At 72.9% G+C, this 19699-nt stretch carries 17 protein-coding genes; 8 read left to right on the top strand and 9 right to left on the bottom strand.

What is annotated here, in order from left to right:
• Positions 1-82: 82 nt before the first annotated feature.
• The 5 genes from D7M15_RS07365 to D7M15_RS07345 all read right to left on the bottom strand — a co-directional run bounded on the left by D7M15_RS07365 (position 83) and on the right by D7M15_RS07345 (position 4665).
• On the bottom strand, positions 83-1159 hold the full coding sequence (locus D7M15_RS07365; protein ID WP_165906365.1) for a PfkB family carbohydrate kinase: 1077 nt from the start codon (positions 1157-1159) through the stop codon (positions 83-85).
• 259 nt (positions 1160-1418) lie between these two features.
• Positions 1419-2072 carry an MBL fold metallo-hydrolase gene (locus tag D7M15_RS07360; RefSeq protein WP_121516755.1) on the bottom strand — a complete coding sequence of 218 codons (654 nt, stop codon included), beginning with the start codon at positions 2070-2072 and terminating at the stop codon, positions 1419-1421.
• Entirely contained in the window at positions 2069-3157 is a 1089-nt protein-coding gene (locus D7M15_RS07355) for an S-(hydroxymethyl)mycothiol dehydrogenase (RefSeq protein WP_121516754.1), read from the bottom strand. The genes D7M15_RS07360 and D7M15_RS07355 overlap by 4 nt, the downstream gene beginning before the upstream one ends.
• 3 nt (positions 3158-3160) lie before the next feature.
• Entirely contained in the window at positions 3161-3427 is a 267-nt protein-coding gene (locus D7M15_RS07350) for a protealysin inhibitor emfourin (protein WP_121516753.1), read from the bottom strand.
• Between the two features lie 116 nt (positions 3428-3543).
• Positions 3544-4665: a M4 family metallopeptidase gene (locus D7M15_RS07345; RefSeq protein WP_121516752.1), complete on the bottom strand. Its 1122-nt coding sequence runs from the start codon at positions 4663-4665 to the stop codon at positions 3544-3546.
• Positions 4666-4947: 282 nt separating this feature from the next.
• On the opposite strand from D7M15_RS07345, the gene leuA reads away from it, so the two are divergent.
• The 7 genes from leuA (at position 4948) to D7M15_RS07310 (ending at position 14433) form a co-directional block, all read left to right on the top strand.
• Entirely contained in the window at positions 4948-6744 is a 1797-nt protein-coding gene (gene leuA / locus D7M15_RS07340; protein ID WP_121516751.1) for a 2-isopropylmalate synthase, read from the top strand.
• Positions 6745-6995: 251 nt separating this feature from the next.
• Positions 6996-7727 (top strand): TerB family tellurite resistance protein, encoded by a 732-nt coding sequence (locus D7M15_RS07335; protein ID WP_121520384.1) that lies wholly within the window; start codon positions 6996-6998, stop codon positions 7725-7727.
• A 265-nt stretch (positions 7728-7992) separates the two neighbouring features.
• Positions 7993-10152: an MMPL family transporter gene (locus D7M15_RS07330; protein WP_206337331.1), complete on the top strand. Its 2160-nt coding sequence runs from the start codon at positions 7993-7995 to the stop codon at positions 10150-10152.
• A 160-nt stretch (positions 10153-10312) separates the two neighbouring features.
• Positions 10313-11677: a histidine kinase gene (locus D7M15_RS07325; RefSeq protein ID WP_121520382.1), complete on the top strand. Its 1365-nt coding sequence runs from the start codon at positions 10313-10315 to the stop codon at positions 11675-11677.
• Positions 11674-12372, top strand: a complete 699-nt coding sequence (locus D7M15_RS07320; RefSeq protein ID WP_121516749.1) for a response regulator transcription factor — start codon at positions 11674-11676, stop codon at positions 12370-12372. The genes D7M15_RS07325 and D7M15_RS07320 overlap by 4 nt, the downstream gene beginning before the upstream one ends.
• 76 nt (positions 12373-12448) lie before the next feature.
• Complete coding sequence (gene recO, locus D7M15_RS07315; protein ID WP_121516748.1) at positions 12449-13192, top strand: DNA repair protein RecO; 744 nt, start codon at positions 12449-12451, stop codon at positions 13190-13192.
• 368 nt (positions 13193-13560) lie between these two features.
• Positions 13561-14433 (top strand): isoprenyl transferase, encoded by an 873-nt coding sequence (locus D7M15_RS07310; RefSeq protein ID WP_240649172.1) that lies wholly within the window; start codon positions 13561-13563, stop codon positions 14431-14433.
• A 62-nt stretch (positions 14434-14495) separates the two neighbouring features.
• On the opposite strand, the gene D7M15_RS07305 is transcribed toward D7M15_RS07310, so the two are convergent.
• The 4 genes from D7M15_RS07305 to D7M15_RS07290 all read right to left on the bottom strand — a co-directional run bounded on the left by D7M15_RS07305 (position 14496) and on the right by D7M15_RS07290 (position 17928).
• A complete protein-coding gene (locus tag D7M15_RS07305) occupies positions 14496-14909 on the bottom strand; it encodes a transcriptional repressor (protein WP_121516747.1) in 414 nt (137 codons plus the stop codon).
• A gap of 211 nt (positions 14910-15120) precedes the next feature.
• Positions 15121-15999 carry a metal ABC transporter permease gene (locus D7M15_RS07300; RefSeq protein ID WP_121516746.1) on the bottom strand — a complete coding sequence of 293 codons (879 nt, stop codon included), beginning with the start codon at positions 15997-15999 and terminating at the stop codon, positions 15121-15123.
• Complete coding sequence (locus D7M15_RS07295; RefSeq protein WP_121516745.1) at positions 15996-16766, bottom strand: metal ABC transporter ATP-binding protein; 771 nt, start codon at positions 16764-16766, stop codon at positions 15996-15998. Before D7M15_RS07295 ends, D7M15_RS07300 begins: the two co-directional genes overlap by 4 nt.
• Before the next feature lie 67 nt (positions 16767-16833).
• Positions 16834-17928: a metal ABC transporter substrate-binding protein gene (locus D7M15_RS07290; protein ID WP_121516744.1), complete on the bottom strand. Its 1095-nt coding sequence runs from the start codon at positions 17926-17928 to the stop codon at positions 16834-16836.
• Positions 17929-18079: 151 nt separating this feature from the next.
• On the opposite strand from D7M15_RS07290, the gene D7M15_RS07285 reads away from it, so the two are divergent.
• Positions 18080-19462 (top strand): glycine--tRNA ligase, encoded by a 1383-nt coding sequence (locus tag D7M15_RS07285; protein WP_121516743.1) that lies wholly within the window; start codon positions 18080-18082, stop codon positions 19460-19462.
• Positions 19463-19699: the final 237 nt, after the last annotated feature.

Genomic DNA, 19699 nt, shown 5'->3' with positions numbered 1-19699 from the left:
GCACCCGGCCCGCCCCCTCCCGTACGGCCCCCGTACGGCCCGCTTCCGTACGGCCCGCTTCCGTACGGTCCGCCGCCCCGCGTCACGGCGCGCGGAAGCCGATCGTCGGCGCCGCGCGGCGCAGCGGCCAGGGGCGGGCGCAGCCGGGGAGGAGCGCGTCGAGGAAGCCGTAGCGGCGCAGGGCCGCCGGGTCCTGGTCGGCGGACGACCGTACGTGCCGGTACCAGGCGGCGACCTCCACCCAGCCCGGCGCCGACAGCGAACCCCCGAACTCCTGCACCGACAGCGCCGCCGTCAGCCCCGCGCACGCCAGCCGGTCCGCGAGCGGCCAGCCCGCCAGCGTGCCCATCACGAAGCCCGCCACGAACACGTCGCCCGCGCCCGTGGTGTCCAGCGCCGCCACCTCGATCGCCGGGACCTCGGCCGTCTCGCCGGTACGCGCGTCCACCGCGTACGCCCCGTCCGCGCCCATCGTGACGACCGCCAGCGGCACCCGTTCCGCGAGCCGGTGGGCGGCGGCGCGCGGGCAGTCGGTACGGGTGTAGCGCATGGCCTCCGCCGCGTTCGGCAGGAACGCCTCGCAGTGCTCCAGGCCGCCCAGGGACGCCAGGTCCCAGCGGCCGGACTCGTCCCAGCCGACGTCCCCGAAGACGCGGCTGCCGCGCCCGGCCGCGTTGGCGATCCACTCCCGTTCCTCGCCGGGCTCCAGTGCGGCAACGCAGGCGCGCGCGGGCGGCGGGCAGACGCGGTCGCCCTCCGGGGCCGGGTCCTCGGGCGGGGCGTCGTGGCCGTGGGAGACCATCGTGCGCTCGCCCTCGTACGCCATGGAGACGGTCACGGGGGAGTGCCAGCCCGGGACCGTACGGGACAGGGACAGGTCGACGCCCTCGCCGCGTGCCAGCGCGTCGCGGCAGTAGTCGCCGTACATGTCGTCACCGAACGGCGCGGCCAGGGACGTGCGCAGGCCGAGGCGGGCGAGGGCGGTGGCCATGTTGGCGATGCCGCCGGGGCTGGAGCCCATGCCGCGGGCCCAGGACTCGGTGCCGCGCACGGGGGCGTGGTCGAGGCCGGTGAAGATGACGTCGAGGAAGACGGTGCCCGTGAGGTACACGTCGCAGTACGGGTCGTCGGGGCCGCGCACCCCGGCCAGCGGGTCCAGCCAGCCGGGCGGCGGATGCGGCGGCTGCGCGTCGCGCCTGCTGTGCGCCTCCAGGCGGTCGTGCGCGTCCCCCGTGTCGGGCCGCGCGTCGCGCCCGCCGTACGCGTCCCGCTCGTCGTACCCGCCGTGCTCGCCGCCCGTGTTCACCGTGTTCACCGTGCTCGCTCCCCAGTCGTGCCTCCCGGCCAGTCTGCCTCGCGCCGCGGGGCGCGCGCGGACGGCCGGGTGGGCGGCGCCGGGGAGCGGGCACGGTGGTCCGTCAGTGCCCGCGGTCCAGCCACTCCTGGAGGTGCGGGGCCTCGTCGCCGACGGTGGTGGAGTCGCCGTGTCCCGGCCGTACGACGGTGTCGTCGGGCAGGGTCAGCAGCCGCGTCCGGATCGACTCGACGATCGTCGGGAAGTCCGAGAACGAGCGGCCGGTGGCGCCGGGGCCGCCCTGGAACAGGGTGTCGCCGGTGAAGACGGTTCCCAGCTCGGGCGCGTGCAGGCAGACCGATCCGGGCGCGTGGCCCGGGGTGTGCAGCACGGTGAGGTCCGTGCCCGCGACGGTCAGCACCCGGCCGTCGTGCAGCTCGCCGTCGGGGCCGCGGTCCGGGTGCGTACGGGTCCACAGCTGGAGGTCGTCCGGGTGCAGCAGCACGGGGGCGCCCGTACGGAGTGACAGCCGTGGTGCGGCGTTGATGTGGTCGTTGTGGGCGTGGGTGCAGAGGATGGCGCGGAGGGTGCGGTCTCCGATGGCGGCCAGGACGGCCTCCGCGTCGTGGGCGGCGTCGATGACGACGACCTCACGGTCGTCACCCACGAGCCACACGTTGTTCTCCACCTCCCACGACCCGCCGTCCAACTCGAACACCCCGGACGTGACCACATGCTCGATCCGCGCCGAACCCCCGCCCTGGTGTGGGCTGTTCACAGGACCACCACCGAACGCAGGACCTCGCCCGCCGCCATCCGCTCGAACGCCTTCTCCAACTCCTGGGCACCCAACGGAATCGTCTCCGACACGAACGCGTCCAGATCCAGACGCCCCTGCCGGTACAGGTCGACCAGCATCGGGAAATCACGCGAGGGCAGACAGTCCCCGTACCACGACGACTTCAACGACCCACCCCGCCCGAACACCTCCAACAAAGGCAACTCCAGCCGCATCTCCGGTGTCGGCACCCCCACCAACACCACCGTCCCCGCCAGATCACGGGCGTAGAACGCCTGCTCATACGTTTCCGGACGGCCCACCGCCTCGATCACCACATCCGCACCGTGGCCACCGGTCAACTCCCGCACCGCCTCCACCACGTCCCGCTCCCGCCCGTTCACGGTGTGCGTCGCCCCCATGGCCTGGGCCGTGGCCAGCTTCCCCGCGTCGATGTCCACCGCGATGACCCGCGACGCCCCCGCGAGCCGCGCACCCGCGATCGCCGCGTCACCGACCCCACCACAACCGATCACCGCCACCGAGTCGCCCCGGCCCACGTTCCCGGTGTTGACCGCGGCACCGATCCCCGCCATCACCCCACACCCCAACAACCCCGCGGCCGCCGCCGGGACCCGGTCCACCTTCGTGCACTGCCCCGCCGCGACCAGGGTCTTCTCCGCGAACGCCCCGATCCCCAACGCCGGGGACAACGCCGTACCGTCCTCCAACGTCATCGGCTGGGCGGCGTTGTGGGTGTCGAAGCAGTACCACGGACGACCCCGCCGACACGCACGACACTTCCCGCACACCGCACGCCAGTTCAGGATCACGAAATCCCCGGGCACCACCTCGGTGACACCCTCACCCACCGACTCCACCACCCCCGCCGCCTCATGCCCCAACAGGAACGGGAACTCGTCATTGATACCCCCCTCCCGATAATGCAGATCCGTATGACACACCCCACACGCCTCAACCTTCACCACCGCCTCACCCGGCCCCGGATCAGGCACCACCACCCACTCCAACCGAACCCCCTCACCACGACCAGGAGCCACCACACCGCGAACAGACTGAGCCATGGGTTACGCGCCTTCCTTGAGCACTCGTGTGATCAGCGTGCGCTGTCCCTCGGTGAGCCGGGGGTCCGCGCAGTACGCGGTCACACCGTCGCACTCGATCTCGTAGTGGAAGCCGTCCGGCACGCCGACGGGGCGTTCCGCGGGGGCTCCGGCGAGTACGTCCCGGGCCAGCGCCGCCAGCTGGTCGGCGTCGGGCCGGTCCTGGGTGTCGAGCGTGGCCCGGCGGACGAGTCCGCCGAAGCCGCCGGTCCGGGTGACGGTGATACGCATGGCTCCATCCTCGCGCGCCGTGGCGCCGACCGCACGGTGGTGCGGGGGCCTCGTGCCCCAACGGCGGCGTACGGCAGGCCCGTCGGCCCGCCCGTACGCCGCCGTGGCGGCACCGCTCAGCCGACCGGTCGCGCCTCCGCCGAGACCTCGACGCCGACCGCCGTCCACGCCTCGCGCACCGCCGTCTCCTCCTCGCCGTCGCCGTAACGGGCGTGTGCCGCCGCGACGGTGGCCGCCGCGAACGCCGCGAAGTCCGCGTCCGCCTTGAGCTTCCCGGAGGTCAGCGCGTCGTACCAGATCAGTCCGGCGCGCTCCCACGCGTTGCCGCCGAGGGTGGTCGCCAGGGTGTAGAACGCGTGGTTGGGGATGCCGGAGTTGATGTGCACGCCGCCGTTGTCGGAGGACGTGTCCACGTAGTCGTCCATCGTGGCGGGCTGCGGGTCCTTGCCGAGGACGTCGTCGTCGTACGCGGTGCCCGGCGCCTTCAGCGAACGCAGCGCCACGCCCTCCACCTCGCTGGTGAACAGCTCCGCGCCGATCAGCCAGTCCGCGTCGGCGGCGCTCTGGCCGAGCGCGTGCTGCTTGATGAGGGAGCCGAAGACGTCGGAGACCGACTCGTTGAGCGCGCCGGACTGGCCGAAGTACTCCAGGTTGGCGGTGTACTGCGTGACGCCGTGCGTCAGTTCGTGCCCGATGACGTCCAGGGCGAGGGTGAAGTCCTTGAAGACCTCGCCGTCCCCGTCGCCGAAGACCATGCGTTCGCCGTCCCAGAACGCGTTCCCGTACTTCTCGCCGTAGTGCACCGTCGCGTCCAGCGGCAGCCCCGCGCCGTCGATGGAGTCGCGCGCGAACGCGGTGTGGAACAGCTCGAAGGTGGCGCCGAGTCCGTCGTACGCCCGGTTGACGCTCTCGTCCGCGACGGGCTCCGCGCCCTCCGCGCGCACCTCGTCGCCCGGCAGGGTCTCCGTGCCCCGCGCGTCGTGGATGGTGCGCTCCGGTGCCGCGTCGTCCGCCGGGCGGCGCGGCCCGGGGGGCGCGGCGAGGCCGCGCACGGTGGTGATCCGGCGGCGGGTGCGTTGCGCCGCGTCCCGTTCCAGGGTGCGCCGGGCGGGTTCGGCGAACGCCGGGTCGTCCAGGCGGGAGAGGTGGTCCAGGAGGTGCGGCGGGACGATGCCGCAGTGCACCGGGTGATGGGGGCCGTTCGGCCTGTGCTGCCCTGTGTCCGTTACTGGGTCCATAGTGGGCAATGTGGCACTGAGTCACTGCCATGTCACTGCGTGCCGCACATGATTCACGAAATGGTGTCGTGTCGGGAATCCCCGATTTACGGTGTCCCGCATGGTGATACGCCGTGCGCGGGCTCGGCGGCCGTCGGTTACGGTGTGGACATCATGCGCTTCGGGCTGCTCCTCCTTAGCTGCCGCGGCGAGGGTCTGTAGTCGTTCGGCCGACCCCCTCCCCGCGGAGAACGGTGCTGTCTCGTCGGTCCCAGCCACCAGCCCACAGGAGCCCCGCGCATCATGACCCCCTCCGGTACGCCCTCGTCCACGCCTCCGTCCCCGCGCTCGAAGCCCGCCACGCCGCTGACCGCGGCGACCGTACGGCAGCGCCCCTCCGGGATGCCCACGCACCGCTACGGCCCGTACGAGGCCGTCGACATCCCCGACCGCACCTGGCCCGGCAAGCGGATCACGCAGGCGCCGCGCTGGCTGTCCACGGACCTGCGGGACGGCAACCAGGCGCTGATCGACCCCATGTCCCCGGCGCGCAAGCGGGCGATGTTCGACCTGCTGGTGTCGATGGGCTACAAGGAGATCGAGATCGGCTTCCCGGCCTCCGGGCAGACCGACTTCGACTTCGTACGGTCGATCATCGAGGAGGGCGCCGTCCCCGAGGACGTGACGATCTCCGTACTCACGCAGGCCCGTGAGGAGTTGATCGAGCGCACCGTCGAGTCGCTGCGCGGCGCGCACCGGGCGACCGTCCACCTGTACAACGCGACGGCGCCCGTCTTCCGCCGCGTCGTCTTCCGCGGTACGCGGGACGAGGTGCGGCAGATCGCCGTGGACGGCACGCACCAGGTGATGGAGTACGCGGAGAAGCTGCTGGGCGACGAGACCGTCTTCGGCTACCAGTACAGCCCCGAGATCTTCACCGACACCGAGCTGGACTTCGCGTTGGAGGTCTGCGAGTCGGTGATGGACGTGTGGCAGCCCGAGGACGGCCGCGAGATCATCCTCAACCTGCCCGCCACCGTGGAGCGTTCGACGCCGTCCACGCACGCCGACCGCTTCGAGTGGATGTCCCGGCACCTGTCCCGGCGCGAGCACGTCTGCCTGTCCGTGCACCCGCACAACGACCGCGGTACGGCCGTCGCCGCCGCCGAACTGGCCCTGATGGCCGGGGCGGACCGGGTCGAGGGCTGCCTGTTCGGACAGGGCGAGCGGACCGGCAACGTCGACCTGGTGACCCTGGGCATGAACCTCTTCTCGCAGGGCGTCGACCCGCAGATCGACTTCTCGCGCATCGACGAGATCAAGCGCACCGCCGAGTACTGCAACCAGATGGAGGTCCACGCCCGCCACCCGTACGTGGGCGACCTCGTCTACACCTCCTTCTCCGGCTCCCACCAGGACGCCATCAAGAAGGGCTTCGAGGCGATGGAGGCCACCGCCGCCGAACGGGGCGAGCCGGTCGAGGCGATCGAGTGGTCCGTGCCGTACCTGCCGATCGACCCGAAGGACGTCGGGCGCTCGTACGAGGCCGTGATCCGCGTCAACTCGCAGTCCGGCAAGGGCGGTATCGCGTACGTCCTGAAGAACGACCACAGCCTGGCGCTGCCGCGCCGCATGCAGGTCGAGTTCTCCCGGATCATCCAGGGGATGACGGACGCGGACGGCGGGGAGATCACGCCGGACGCGATCTGGCGGGCGTTCCAGGACGAGTACCTGCCGGTGGCGGACGGCAGTTGGGGCCGGATCGCGCTGCGCAGCGCGCAGACGTCCAGCACCAGCGAGGGGCACGACGCGCTCACCGTCGAGGCCGTCGTGGACGGCCGGGACACGGTGCTGACCGGCACCGGGAACGGGCCGCTGGCGGCGTTCGTGGACGCGCTGCGGACGGCGGTCGACGCGGACGTACGGGTGCTGGACTACGTCGAGCACACCATGAGCGAGGGCGCGGGCGCGGAGGCCGCCGCGTACATCGAGTGCGCGATCGGGGAGAAGGTGCTGTGGGGCGTCGGCATCGACGCCAACATCGTGCGCGCCTCGATCAAGGCGGTCATCTCCGCGGTCAACAGGGCGCAGCGGCACTGATCTTCGGCGGACCCACCGGTGGCGCGCCCCGCCCGTACGGCATGTACCGTGCGTGCGGGGCGCGTTCCGTCGGTGACCCGGCCGCGCCCTCGCCGTACGCCTGCCGCCGGGTGGGCACGCGGTGGGCGGCGGGACCGCCGGGGCGCCCGGGAAAGGGCTGTCGAAAGTGCTGACGACACCTGAAGCCTGTGGTTAACATCACGTCACCGAACGGCAATGTCGCCGAAGGGTTACGGAGGTGCGGTGCGGTGATGTTCTCCCGTGACGGGCGACGCCGGACCGAGCGTGTCGCGGGCGTCCGCACGAAGTGGCGCACGCTGGACAGCGGTGAGTTCTTCTGCCCCGAGTGCGGCGGCGACCGCCCGTACCGGAGGCGTGCCGGACGCCGCAGGTTCGTCCTCCTCGGGGTGCCGCTGCTGCCGCGCGGCGCCGCCGAACCCATCGTCCAATGCGCCGCGTGCCGCGGGCACTTCGGCACGGACGCGCTGGACGGCCCCACCACGAACCGGCTCGCCTCGATGCTCCGCGACGGGGTGCACGCCGTGGCCCTGTCGGTGCTCGCCGTGGGCGGCACCGAGGCCCGTACGGTCCGTGAGGCCGCCGTGCAGGCGATCCGCGGCGCGGGCGTGCCCGACTGCTCCGAGGAGCAGCTGCTCGCCCTCGTCGCCGCGCTGCGCGCCGACCCGCGCGGCGCCGCCCCGGACACGCCCGGGGCGCTGGGCGCGGGGTCCGCCCCGGATGCGCCGTCCGACGCCGCCCTCGGCGTGGTCGCGTTCGAACTGGGCGAGGTGCTGCGGCCGTTGGCCCCGCACCTCGCGCCCGCGGGCCGCGAGACGCTGCTGCTCCAGGGGGCGGCGATCGCGCTGGCGGACGGCCCGTACCGGCCCGCCGAGCGCGCCGTGCTGGAGGCCGCCGGGCAGGCCCTCTCCCTCGGGCCCGACGACGTCGCGCGCCTCCTGGCGACGGCCCGCACGCCCTCCTGAGCGCGGCGGCGCGCACCCGACGCCGTACGCCCGCCCGCACCCGTACGCGTACGCCTCCCGCCGCCGTACTCCCGCGGGAGTACGGCGCGGCCCGTGCAACCCCGGGCGGTAGCGGCCGGTTCGATCCGGCGGCGGACGGAAACCCCTGTCACGCACGGGAATCTGGACGGTGTGCGGCCCGACGGCCGGTCGCCGCGCGCCGGTCGGCACGACCGGGACCATAGCCGGACCAGCCGGGATCAGCCGGGACCGAGGAGGGGGCGCCATGGGGCCCGTAGCGGAAGCTCGACGGGAAGCGGAGCCGGAGCGCGGTGGGCCACCGCCCGACGGCGCGGGGGACGGGCGGGCAGGCGGGCGGCGGCTGCCGTGGGCGGTGGTCGCGCTCTGGGTGCTCGTCGTCGCGCTCGCGCTGCCCTTCGCCGGGAAGCTCGGCGGCGAGACCCGCGACGAGGCCGTCGACTACCTGCCCGGCAGCGCGGACTCCACCCGCGTCCAGCAGCTGGTCAAGGAGCTGCCCGGCGGCGACACCGTGGACGCCGTCCTCGTGCACCACCGCGACGGCGGGCTGACCGCCGCCGACCGGGCGGCGGCGGCCGGGCAGGTACGGCGGATCGCCGCCGCGTACGACCTGACCGGGGGCGACGCGGTACCGCGTACGGTCCCGTCGAAGGACGGCACCACGCTGATGACGCCGTTCTCCCTCACCGGCATCGCCGACGAGGAGGCGCAGATCCAGGCCGTCACCGACATCCGGGACGACCTCGGCGGGACGCCCGACGGACTGACCGTCGAGGTCGGCGGGCCGGGGGCGCTCCAGACGGACATGGAGGCGGTCTTCGGCTCCATCGAGGGCACGTTGATGCTCGGCACCGCCCTCGTCGTCGCGCTCCTGCTGATCCTCACCTACCGCAGCCCCGTGCTGTGGCTGGTGCCGCTGGTCGTCGTGGGGGCGGCGGCGGTCGTCTCCATGGCCGTCGTGTACGGGCTGGCGCGGGGCGCCGACCTGACGGTCACGTCGATGAGTTCGTCGGTGATGACCGTGCTGATCTTCGGCGCGGGCACGGACTACGCCCTGCTGCTCGTCGCCCGCCACCGCGAGGAACTCCGCCGCCACCGGCGCCCGTACGACGCCATGCGCGCCGCCCTGCGCGGCTGCGGGCCCGCGATCCTCGCCTCGTCCGGCACGGTCGCGCTGGGGTTGCTGTGCCTGCTGGCGGCCGACCTGAACAGCAGCAGCGGCCTCGGCCCCGTCGGCGCGATCGGCGTGGTGTGCGCCCTGGCCGCGATGACGACGCTGCTGCCCGCCGTACTGGTGCTGCTGGGCCGCCGCGTCTTCTGGCCGCTGGTGCCCGAGTACGGCGTCGAACCGCGCCCGCGCCGCTCCCTGTTCACCGCGATGGGCACCTCCGCCGGACGCCGCCCGGTGACCGTACTGGCCGCCGGGACGCTGCTGCTGGGCACGCTCGCGCTGGGCGCGACGAACCTGCCGGGGCCGCTCAAGCAGGAGGACACGTTCACCGACCGGCCGGAGTCGGTCACCGCGCTGGAGACGCTGACCGCCGCGTACCCGGGGGCCAGCAGCCAGCCGATCACCGTGTTCACGCACGACGCGCAGGCGGACGAGGTGGCGCGGCTGGCCCGTACGACGGAGGGCGTCGCGGACGTGCGGGAGGGGCGCAGCGGCGGCGGCTGGACCGCGTTCGACGTGTTCGCGACGGACCCGCCGGAGTCGGCGGGCGAGAAGGACACCCTCCGCGCGCTACGGGACCGGCTGCACGCCGTGGACGGCGCGGACGCGCTCGTGGGCGGCCCCAGCGCCCAGCAGCTCGACCTGGAGACGACCAACGGCGCCGACCGCGAGGTGGTCATCCCGCTGGTGCTCGTCGCCGTACTGCTGGTGCTCGTCGCGCTGCTGCGCAGCGTCACGGCGCCGCTGATGCTGGTCGTGGCCGTCATCGCGTCGTGGGGCGCCGCGATGGGCCTGGGCGGGCTCGTCTTCGGGCCGGTCCTCGGCTTCGACGGGCTGGACCCGGGGCTGCCGCTGCTGACGTTCGTGTTCCTGGTGGCGCTCGGCGTCGACTACGGCATCTTCCTCATGCACCGGATGCGGGAGGAGGGCCTGCGCGGCGCCCCCGTGTCGGAGGCCGCCCTCACCGCGCTGCGCACGACGGGCGGTGTGATCGCGTCGGCGGGGATCGTGCTGGCGGCGACGTTCTGCGTACTGGCGACGATGCCGATGGTGATGATGGCCGAGATGGGCTTCGTCATCGCCGTCGGCGTGCTGCTGGACACGTTCCTCGTGCGTACGTACCTGGTGACGTCCGCCAGCCTGCTGATGGGGCGTCGGGTGTGGTGGCCGGGGCGGCTGTCCCGCGCGGAACGCGCGCGGGAGACCGGGGACGGCGGGCGCGGGGACGCGGGGTGACGCGGGCGGGCCGGGGCGTACGCGCGCACCGGCGGCCCGCCCGCCACCGGTCCCGTAGCCCCGTCCGTACGCGCGCGGGCGCCCGCGCCGACGCACCCGTCAGGATGGCCCCGTGACCCCACCGCCCGAGACCCCGCGCACGCGGGACCCGGTGGCCGCGATGCTCGCGTGCACGCTGCTGCCCCCGCACGCCCCCGCGCGCGGGGTGACCGGCCGCGACGTGGTGCTGGTCGCGGTGCTGCTGGTGGCGCAGACGGCGCTCGCGCTCACGCTGCCGCCCGAGGACGGCCGTACGCCCGACCCGCTCGGCTGGCTGCTGCTGACGGCGATGGCGCTGGTGCTGCTGTTCCGGCGGCGGGCGCCGTGGCTGACGACGGTCGTGGTGATCGCGCTGGACGGGCCGTACCACGCGCTGGACAACGCGCACACCGCCGCCGTACCGGCCGGGTTGATCGCCCTCTTCACGCTGGCCGTCGCGGGTCCGCCGGGGCGTACGTTCGGCACGCTCGCCTGCCTCCTCACGATCATGAGCACCGTGATGGTCGGCGCCGGATCGGTGCGCGACCTGACGGAGATGCTGCGCGGGTCCGGCTGGCTCGTCGCCGTCGTCCTGGTGGGCGAGGCGCTGCGCATCCACCGCAACTACGTGGCGGCCATCGTGGAACGGGCCGAACGCGCCGAACGCACCCGGGAGCAGGCCGTACGCACCCGCGAGGAGGAGGCCGCCCGCCGCGTCGCGGAGGAACGCCTGCGCATCGCCCGCGACCTGCACGACCTCCTCGCGCACAGCATCACGCTGATCGGCGTGCAGACGTCCGTGGCCGCGCACGTGCTCGTGGCCGACCCCGACCGGCTCGACCGCGACGCCGTCGCCAAGTCCCTGGACGGGATCGCCGACACGTGCCGCGACGCGCGCGCGGAGCTGCGTACGACGCTGGAGGTGCTGCGCGCGGGGGAGCACGGGGAGCACGCGAACGGCGGCGGCCCGCCGCCCGGCCTGTCCGGCGTCCCCGACCTGGTGCGCGCGGCACGCGGCGCGGGGGCGCGGGTGGAACTGGCCGTACGGCTGGGGGAGTACGCGGAGACCGACCCGGACACGGGCACCGCGCAGGCGCCGCCGCCCGCCGTGGGCGCGGCCGTCTACCGCATCGTGCAGGAGGCGTTGACCAACGCCGTACGCCACGCGGGCCCCACCGTCGGCGTCCGCGTCACCGTCCGCCGTACGCGCCACGACCCGCCGTCGCCCACGGGGGACGGCGTCCGCCGAGACGCCGTCCTGCTCACCGTGGCGGACGACGGCGCCCCCGGCACCCCGCCCGAGGCCGCTCCCGCCGACGCCCCCGCCGGATTCGGCATCGTCGGGATGCGCGAACGCGCCCGCAGCGTCGGCGGCACCCTGGACGCCGGGCCACGCGCCGACGGACCGGGCTTCACGGTCACCGCCGTCCTCCCCTTGTCCGCCCCGCTCCCGGAACGGACGCTCCCGGACCGGGCGGCGCACACCACGACGAAGGGTTCCCCATGACAGCCGGTCCCGAGGCGATACGGGTGGTGCTGGCCGACGACCAGACGCTCGTACGGTCCGCGTTCGCCATGCTCGTCGAGTCCGCGCCGGACATGGCGGTCGTCGGCGAGGCGGGCACCGGCCGCGAGGCCGTGGCGCTGGCCCGCGAGGCCGTCGCGGACCTGGTGGTCATGGACGTGCGCATGCCGGACCTGGACGGCATCGAGGCCACCCGCCTGATCGCCGCCGACGAGGACCTGGCCGGGGTGAAGGTGCTGGTGCTGACGACGTACGACACGGACGAGTACGTCGTCGAGGCCCTGCGCGCGGGTGCCTCCGGCTTCCTCGTCAAGGACACCCGCCCCGCCGAACTCCTCGACGCCATCCGCACCGTGGCCTCCGGCGAGTCCCTGCTGTCGCCCGGCCCGACCGCCCGGCTGATCGCCCGCGTACTGCGCGGCCCCCTCGCCCCGGGCACCGGCGGCCCGGCGCCGCAGTCGCTGGCCACCCTCTCCGACCGGGAGCGGCAGGTCCTCGAACTGGTCGCGCGCGGCCTCAACAACACCGAGGTCGCCGCCACCCTGGGCCTCAGCCCGCTCACCGCGAAGACGCACGTCAGCCGCATCATGGGCAAGCTGTGCGTACGCGACCGGGCACAACTGGTGATCGCCGCCTACGAGTCGGGCCTGGTGACCCCCAGCGCCGCGCCCGGTTGAGGGACAATGCCGCCATGCAGCCCCCGCCCGTGACCCCGACCCGGCACCCGTCCCCCCGTACGGGCGGCCGCCGCCCATGAGCCTCTACCGCGACGACGGGATCGTGCTGCGCACCCAGAAGCTGGGCGAGGCGGACCGCATCATCACGCTGCTCACGCGCGGCCACGGCCGGGTACGCGCGGTCGCGCGCGGGGTGCGCCGCACGAAGTCGAAGTTCGGCGCGCGGCTGGAGCCGTTCTCCCACGTGGACGTGCAGTTCTTCGCGCGCGGCAGCGAACTGATCGGCCGCGGCCTGCCGTTGTGCACGCAGACGGAGACCATCGCCCCGTACGGCGGCGGCATCGTCACCGACTACGACCGCTACACCGCCGGCACGGCCATGCTGGAGACGGCGGAACGCTTCGCGGACCAGGAGGGCGAACCGGCCGTCCAGCAGTACCTGCTGCTCGTCGGCGGCCTCCGCACCCTCGCCCAGGCCGCGCACGCGCCGGGCCTGGTGCTGGACGCGTTCCTGCTCCGCTCGCTGGCCGTCAACGGCTACGCGCCCAGCTTCGGCGACTGCGCCAAGTGCGGCCTGCCCGGCCCGAACCGGCACTTCTCCGTCGCCGCCGGAGGCACCGTCTGCGGCGACTGCCGGGTGCCCGGCAGCGTCGTCCCGTCCCCGGAGGCGCTGACGCTCCTCGGGGCGCTGCTGACGGGCGACTGGGCCACGGCGGACGCCGCCGAGCCCCGCCACGTGCGGGAGGGCAGCGGCCTCGTCTCCGCGTACCTGCACTGGCACCTGGAACGCGGCCTCCGCTCCCTCCGCTACGTCCGCTGAAGCCCCGCGAGCCCCAACTCAACCCCCGCCCCCGTTTTTCCCTAGCCACAGGACCACGCCAGCCAGGTGAGTGAGCCGAAGGGCGCGCCGATGCCGAAAGCGACGAGACCAAGGGAGCGAGGGACGAGCGAGCGCCGTGTCGAGGAGTGTCGGCATCGGATACGAGCGCCCGGAGGCGAACGAACACGAAATGACGAGACCAAGGGAGCGAGGGACGAGCGAGCGCCGTGTCGAGGAGTGTCGGCATCGGATACGAGCGCCCGGAGGCGAACGAACACGATGAGCAGCGCCCGGAGGCGAACGAACACAATCCAACGAGCTAGGCTCACGCCCAAGTCCCCGTACGACCCGATGGAGCTGAGCCACCCATGGCCCGTCGCGGAATGCTGTCCCGGCAGCGTCGCGTGTCCGCCGACTACGCAACCCCCGAGCCGCATCCTTCCGGTGCCCGCCCGCCGAAGATCCCGGCCGAGTTGGTGCCGGAGCACGTCGCGGTGGTGATGGACGGGAACGGCCGTTGGGCGAAGGAGCGCGGGTTGCCGCGTACGGAGGGGCACCGGGTCGGTGAGGGCGTCGTGATGGACGTGCTCAAGGGCTGTCTGGAGCTGGGCGTACGGAACCTGTCGCTCTACGCGTTCTCCACGGAGAACTGGAAGCGTTCGCCCGACGAGGTCCGCTTCCTGATGAACTTCAACCGCGACGTGATCCGCCGCCGCCGCGACGAGATGGACGCGCTCGGCATCCGCATCCGCTGGGTGGGCCGGATGCCGAAGCTGTGGAAGTCGGTCGTGCAGGAGTTGCAGGTCGCCGAGGAGCAGACCACCGGCAACGACGCGATGACGCTCTACTTCTGCGTCAACTACGGTGGCCGCGCGGAGATCGCGGACGCGGCGAAGGCGCTCGCGGAGGACGTACGGGCGGGGCGTCTCGACCCGGCGAAGGTGAACGAGAAGACGCTCGCGAAGTACATGTACTTCCCCGACATGCCCGACGTGGACCTCTTCCTGCGTCCCTCGGGGGAGCAGCGCACGTCCAACTACCTGATCTGGCAGAGCGCGTACGCGGAGATGGTCTTCCAGGACGTGCTGTGGCCGGACTTCGACCGGCGCAACCTGTGGGACGCCTGCCTGGAGTACGCGCGGCGCGACCGCCGCTTCGGCGGCACCCACACCGGCGGCACCTCATCCGGTGGGACGGCCGGGGCGACGCAGGACGCGGAGGCGGCGGCGGAGGAGGCGTAACCCCCTGTCGTACGCGGCACCGGCTCCCGGGCGTCCGGGAGCCGGTGGGTGACGCGGTCAGGTCACTTGGCGGCGGCGCAGTCGCCGCAGGTGCCGAAGATCTCGACGGTGTGCCGCACGTCCACGTAGCCGTGTTCGGCCGCGACGGACTCGGCCCACCGTTCGACGGCGGGGCCCTCGACCTCGACGGCCTTGCCGCAGTGGCGGCACACCAGGTGGTGGTGGTGGTCGTCGCTGTGGCAGCGGCGGTAGACGGCCTCGCCGTCGTCCGTGCGCAGCACGTCGACCTCGCCCGCGTCGGCGAGGGACTGGAGGGTGCGGTAGACCGTGGTCAGGCCGACGGAGTCGCCGCGGTGCTTGAGCATGTCGTGCAGTTCCTGCGCGCTGCGGAACTCCTCGACCTCCGCCAGGGCCGCCGCGACAGCGGTGCGCTGCCGGGTCGACCGGCCGCGTACGGGGGGACCTGCGGTGGCCACCGTTGCCTCCTCGACTGTGGATGTGCCGTTCCGGATGCCCGCCCGGCGGGCCGTACGGCTGGCTGGCGGCCATTGTGCCAGCTCCGCCGTACGCGTTCCGACGCGTCCGGTACGGGTCGGCACGCGCCGTACGGCACCGGGCGCACCGTACGGGCCGCACGCGGCGCGCGGGACGCCGTACGCGGCGCCGTCACCTGCCGTACGCCGCCGCTCAGGCGACGGGAGCGCCCTCCCGCTCCGGGGCGCCCTCTCCCGCGCCCGCCGCGGCACGTCTCGCGCGGCTCCGGGCCAGCGGTGTGGCCAGGACCGTCACCACGACGAACAGGCCGATGGCGAGCAGCACGATGCTGGCGCCCGGCGGCACGTCCGCCTCGTAGCTGAGGGTGGTGCCGGACAGCGTGACCACCACCCCGAAGACCACCGACAGCCCGAGCGTCGTCGCGAACCCGCGCGTGGCCTGCTGGGCGGCGGCCACCGGGATCACCATCAAGGCGCTGACCAGCAGCAGCCCGACGACCCGCATCGAGACGGTGACGGTGACGGCGGCGGTGACGGCCAGCAGCAGGTTCAGCGCGCGCACCGGCAGGCCGGTGACGCGCGCGAACTCCTCGTCCTGGCACACCGCGAACAGCTGGCGGCGCAGCCCGATCGAGACGGCCAGCACGCACACCGACAGGCCGACGATCGTGGTGACGTCCTCCTCGGAGACCGTCGTGATCGAGCCGAAGAGGTACGTGACGAGGTTCGCGTTGGAGCCGTTCGGCGCGAGGTTGATCAGCATCACGCCGCCCGCCATGCCGCCGTAGAACAGCAGGGCGAGGGCGAGGTCGCCGCGCGTCTTGCCGTACCAGCGGATCAGCTCCATGCCCATCGCCCCGGCCGACGAGACCAGCACCGCCGTCCACACCGGGCTGGTGTTGAGCAGGAAGCCGAGGGCGACGCCGGTCAGCGCGATGTGGCCGATGCCGTCGCCCATGATGGCCTGCCGCCGCTGGACGAGGTAGACGCCGACGGCGGGGGCGGCGACGCCGATCATCAGCGCGGCGATCAACGCGCGCTGCATGAACTCGTACTGGAGCATCTCGGTCATGACAGCAGTCCGGTCTCGATCATCGTGGCGGGCTCAGCCCCGTCGGTGGTGTCCCGCGGGTGGTGGCAGCTCGGGTCGTGCAGCCGCTCCGGCTCGTCGACGCGCTCCACCCGGCCGTCGCGCAGCACCACGGCGCGGTCGATGAGGGGCGCCAGCGGACCCAGTTCGTGCAGGACGAGCAGCACCGAGGTGCCGCCGTCCTTCTGCCCGCGCAGCGCCTCGGCGAGTACGCGCTGACTGGCCAGGTCGACGCCCGTCAGCGGCTCGTCCATGATCAGCAACTCCGGTTCGCCCGCGAGCGCGCGGGCGATCAGCACCCGCTGGTGCTGGCCCCCGGACAGCGCGTTGACCGAGTCCCCGGCGCGGTCGGCCATGCCGACGACGTCCAGCGCGTGCCGTACGGCCGCCTTGTCGGCGCGGCCCAGCGGGCGCAGGCGCGTACGGGCGAGGCGGCCGGAGGAGACCACCTCCCGCACGGTGGCCGGGACGCCCCCGGCGGCGGTGGAACGCTGCGGCACGTACCCGACGCGGCGCCAGCCGCGGAAGCGCGCCAGCGGGGTGCCGAACAGCGCCAACTCGCCGCCGCTGACCGGGACCTGGCCGACGGCGGCGCGTACGGTCGTGGACTTGCCGGAACCGTTCGCCCCCAGCAGGGCGACCACCTCGCCGGGCGCGACGGTGAGGTCGATCCCGCGCAGCACCGTACGGGCGCCCAGTGACGCGGTGACGCCGCGCAGGGATATGACGGGCTCGGACGCTGTCCTCATGGCGCGTTCCCCTTCCACGTGCTCTCCCGGTTCCACGGGCTTCTCCCGGCCGTCGCGGCCGGGGCTCTCACTCGGCGCCGAGTGCGGTGCGCAGTGCCTGGAGATTCTGCTTCATGACGGAGAAGTAGTCCTCCTCGGCCGGGTCCTTGACGGACTCCACCGGGCTGAGGACGGCCGTCTTGAGGCCCAGGTCGTCGGCGAGGGTGGCGGCGGTGCGGTCGCTCGCGTTGCTCTCGAAGAAGATCGTGCTGACGTCGTCCTCCTTCGCGATCCGGTGCAGCTGCTTCATGTGCGCGCCGCTGACCGAGCCGGACTCCGGGTCGATGCCGGAGATGCCCTCCTCGTGCAGGGAGTAGCGGTCGGCGAGGTAGCCGAAGGCGGCGTGCGTGGTGATGAACGTGTCGGACTTCCGGTCGCGCAGGCCGTCCTCGAACTCCGTGTCCAGCGCGGTGAGTCGCTTCACGAGCGCGGCGGTGTTCTTCTCGTACGTCGCCTCGTGGTCCGGGTCGGCCTTCGCCAGCTCCTTGCCGACGCCCTCGGCGACCTTCGCGTAACGGCTGGGGTCCAGCCACACGTGCGGGTCCTTGCCGCCCTCGACGCTGTGGTCGTGGCCCTCGTGGCCCTCTTCCTCCCCGGCGCCGTGGTCGTGGCCCTCCTCGTGCTCGTCGTGCCCGTGCTCGTCGTGCTCGCCCTCGTCGTGCGCGTGCTCCTCCTCGCCGTGCTCGGAGGTGCCGTGCTTCTCCAGCGTGGTGAACGACGTGGCCTCCGCGACGTGTTCGACGTCCGACTGCTCGACGGCCTTGTCTACGGCGGGCTGGAGGCCCTTGAGGTAGACGACCAGCTCGGCCTCGCCCAGCTGCCCGACCTGCTTCGGCGACAGCTCCAGGTCGTGCGGTTCGACGCCCGGCTCGGTCAACTCCGTGACGGAGACGTGCTTTCCGCCGATCTCCTCGACGAGGAACTCCATCGGGTAGAACGACGCGACGACGTTCACCTTCCCGTCCTGCGCGGCCGAGTCCTCGCCGCACGCGGACAGCGACAGTGCGGCGAGTGCGAGCACCCCGGTGCCCGCGACCGCGCGTATCCGGTGGTGGCGGGGGTGTCGGAACTGCCGTCTCAGCGGGGACCGGGGGAGGGATCGTCGAGCGTTCATGACACTCATTTTCACTTGAAATGGAAACGATTGTCAACTTTCCCGCTCGTCCTACGGGCCGTGCGCAGGCGCTTCCGCTCCGTTCCCGAACCGATTTGATCCCGCCCCCTCACTCGCCGCTAATCTGAGGTATTCCGTCGTCGTTGATGAAGAGAGCACCGTGGCCGCCGAGAAGATCGAGACCATCGTCAGCCTGAGCAAGCGCCGTGGCTTTGTGTACCCGTGCAGTGAGATCTACGGCGGCCAGCGCGCCGCCTGGGACTACGGGCCGCTCGGCGTCGAGCTCAAGGAGAACATCAAGCGCCAGTGGTGGCGCTCCATGGTCACCTCGCGCGACGACGTGGTCGGTATCGACTCGTCGGTGATCCTGGCGCCCGAGGTCTGGCAGGCCTCCGGGCACATCGCCACGTTCACCGATCCGCTCACCGAATGCACCTCCTGCCACAAGCGGTTCCGCGCGGACCACCTGGAGGAGGCGTACGAGGCCAAGCACGGTCGGCTGCCCGCCGCGGGTCTCGCCGACGTCAACTGCCCGCACTGCGGCAACAAGGGCTCGTTCACCGAGCCCAAGCAGTTCTCCGGGCTGCTCTCCACCCACCTGGGCCCGACCCAGGACTCCGGCTCGGTCGCGTACCTCCGCCCCGAGACCGCGCAGGGCATCTTCACCAACTTCGCCGCCGTGCAGCAGACCTCGCGCAAGAAGCCGCCGTTCGGCATCGCGCAGACCGGCAAGTCCTTCCGGAACGAGATCACGCCGGGCAACTTCATCTTCCGGACCCGCGAGTTCGAGCAGATGGAGATGGAGTTCTTCGTCAAGCCGGGCGAGGACGAGCAGTGGCACGAGTACTGGATGGAGCAGCGCTGGAACTGGTACCGGGACCTGGGCATCCAGGAGGCCAACATCCGTTGGTACGACCACCCGGCGGAGAAGCTGTCGCACTACTCGAAGCGGACCGCGGACATCGAGTACCGCTTCAACTTCGGCGGCACCGAGTTCTCCGAGCTGGAGGGCGTGGCCAACCGCACGGACTACGACCTCAACGCCCACTCCAAGGCGTCCGGCCAGGACCTGTCGTACTTCGACCAGGAGGCCGGTGAGCGCTGGACGCCGTACGTCATCGAGCCCGCCGCCGGTGTCAACCGCGCCATGCTCGCCTTCATGCTCGACGCCTACGTCGAGGACGAGGCGCCCAACGCCAAGGGCAAGATGGAGAAGCGCATCGTGATGCGCCTCGACCCGCGCCTCGCGCCGGTCAAGGTCGCGGTGCTGCCGCTGTCCCGCAACGAGCGGCTGTCGCCCAAGGCGCGCGGGCTGTCGGAGACGCTCCGCAAGCACTGGAACATCGAGTTCGACGACGCGGGCGCGATCGGCCGCCGCTACCGGCGCCAGGACGAGATCGGCACGCCGTTCTGCGTGACGGTCGACTTCGACACCCTGGACGACAACGCCGTGACCGTGCGCGAGCGCGACACGATGAAGCAGGACCGGGTGTCGCTCGACCAGATCGAGGGCTACCTCGCGAGCAGGCTGCTCGGCTGCTGAGCCGTCCCGCCCGCCGCGTCACCACGCACCTTCCGCCGGTCCGGCGCACCCAGGGAAACCGGGGGCGCCGGACCGGCGGCGTGACGGGGGCGGGTGCGCGGGGTGTACGGGAGCGGGGTGCCGTACGGCCGGTGCCGTACGGCCGGTGGCGTGCGTCCGGCGGCTGCGCCCGGTGGCGGTGCGGCCGGTGGCGCGAAATGGTGGGTGCCGCGGGGAAAAGGTGCGCGCCACGCACCG

It is taken from the genome of Streptomyces sp. Z26 (assembly GCF_003665095.1).
Taxonomy (GTDB): domain Bacteria; phylum Actinomycetota; class Actinomycetes; order Streptomycetales; family Streptomycetaceae; genus Streptomyces; species Streptomyces phytohabitans.
The sequence above is the reverse complement of the archived record's forward strand: the minus strand, read 5'-3'. Positions and strand labels throughout refer to the sequence as shown.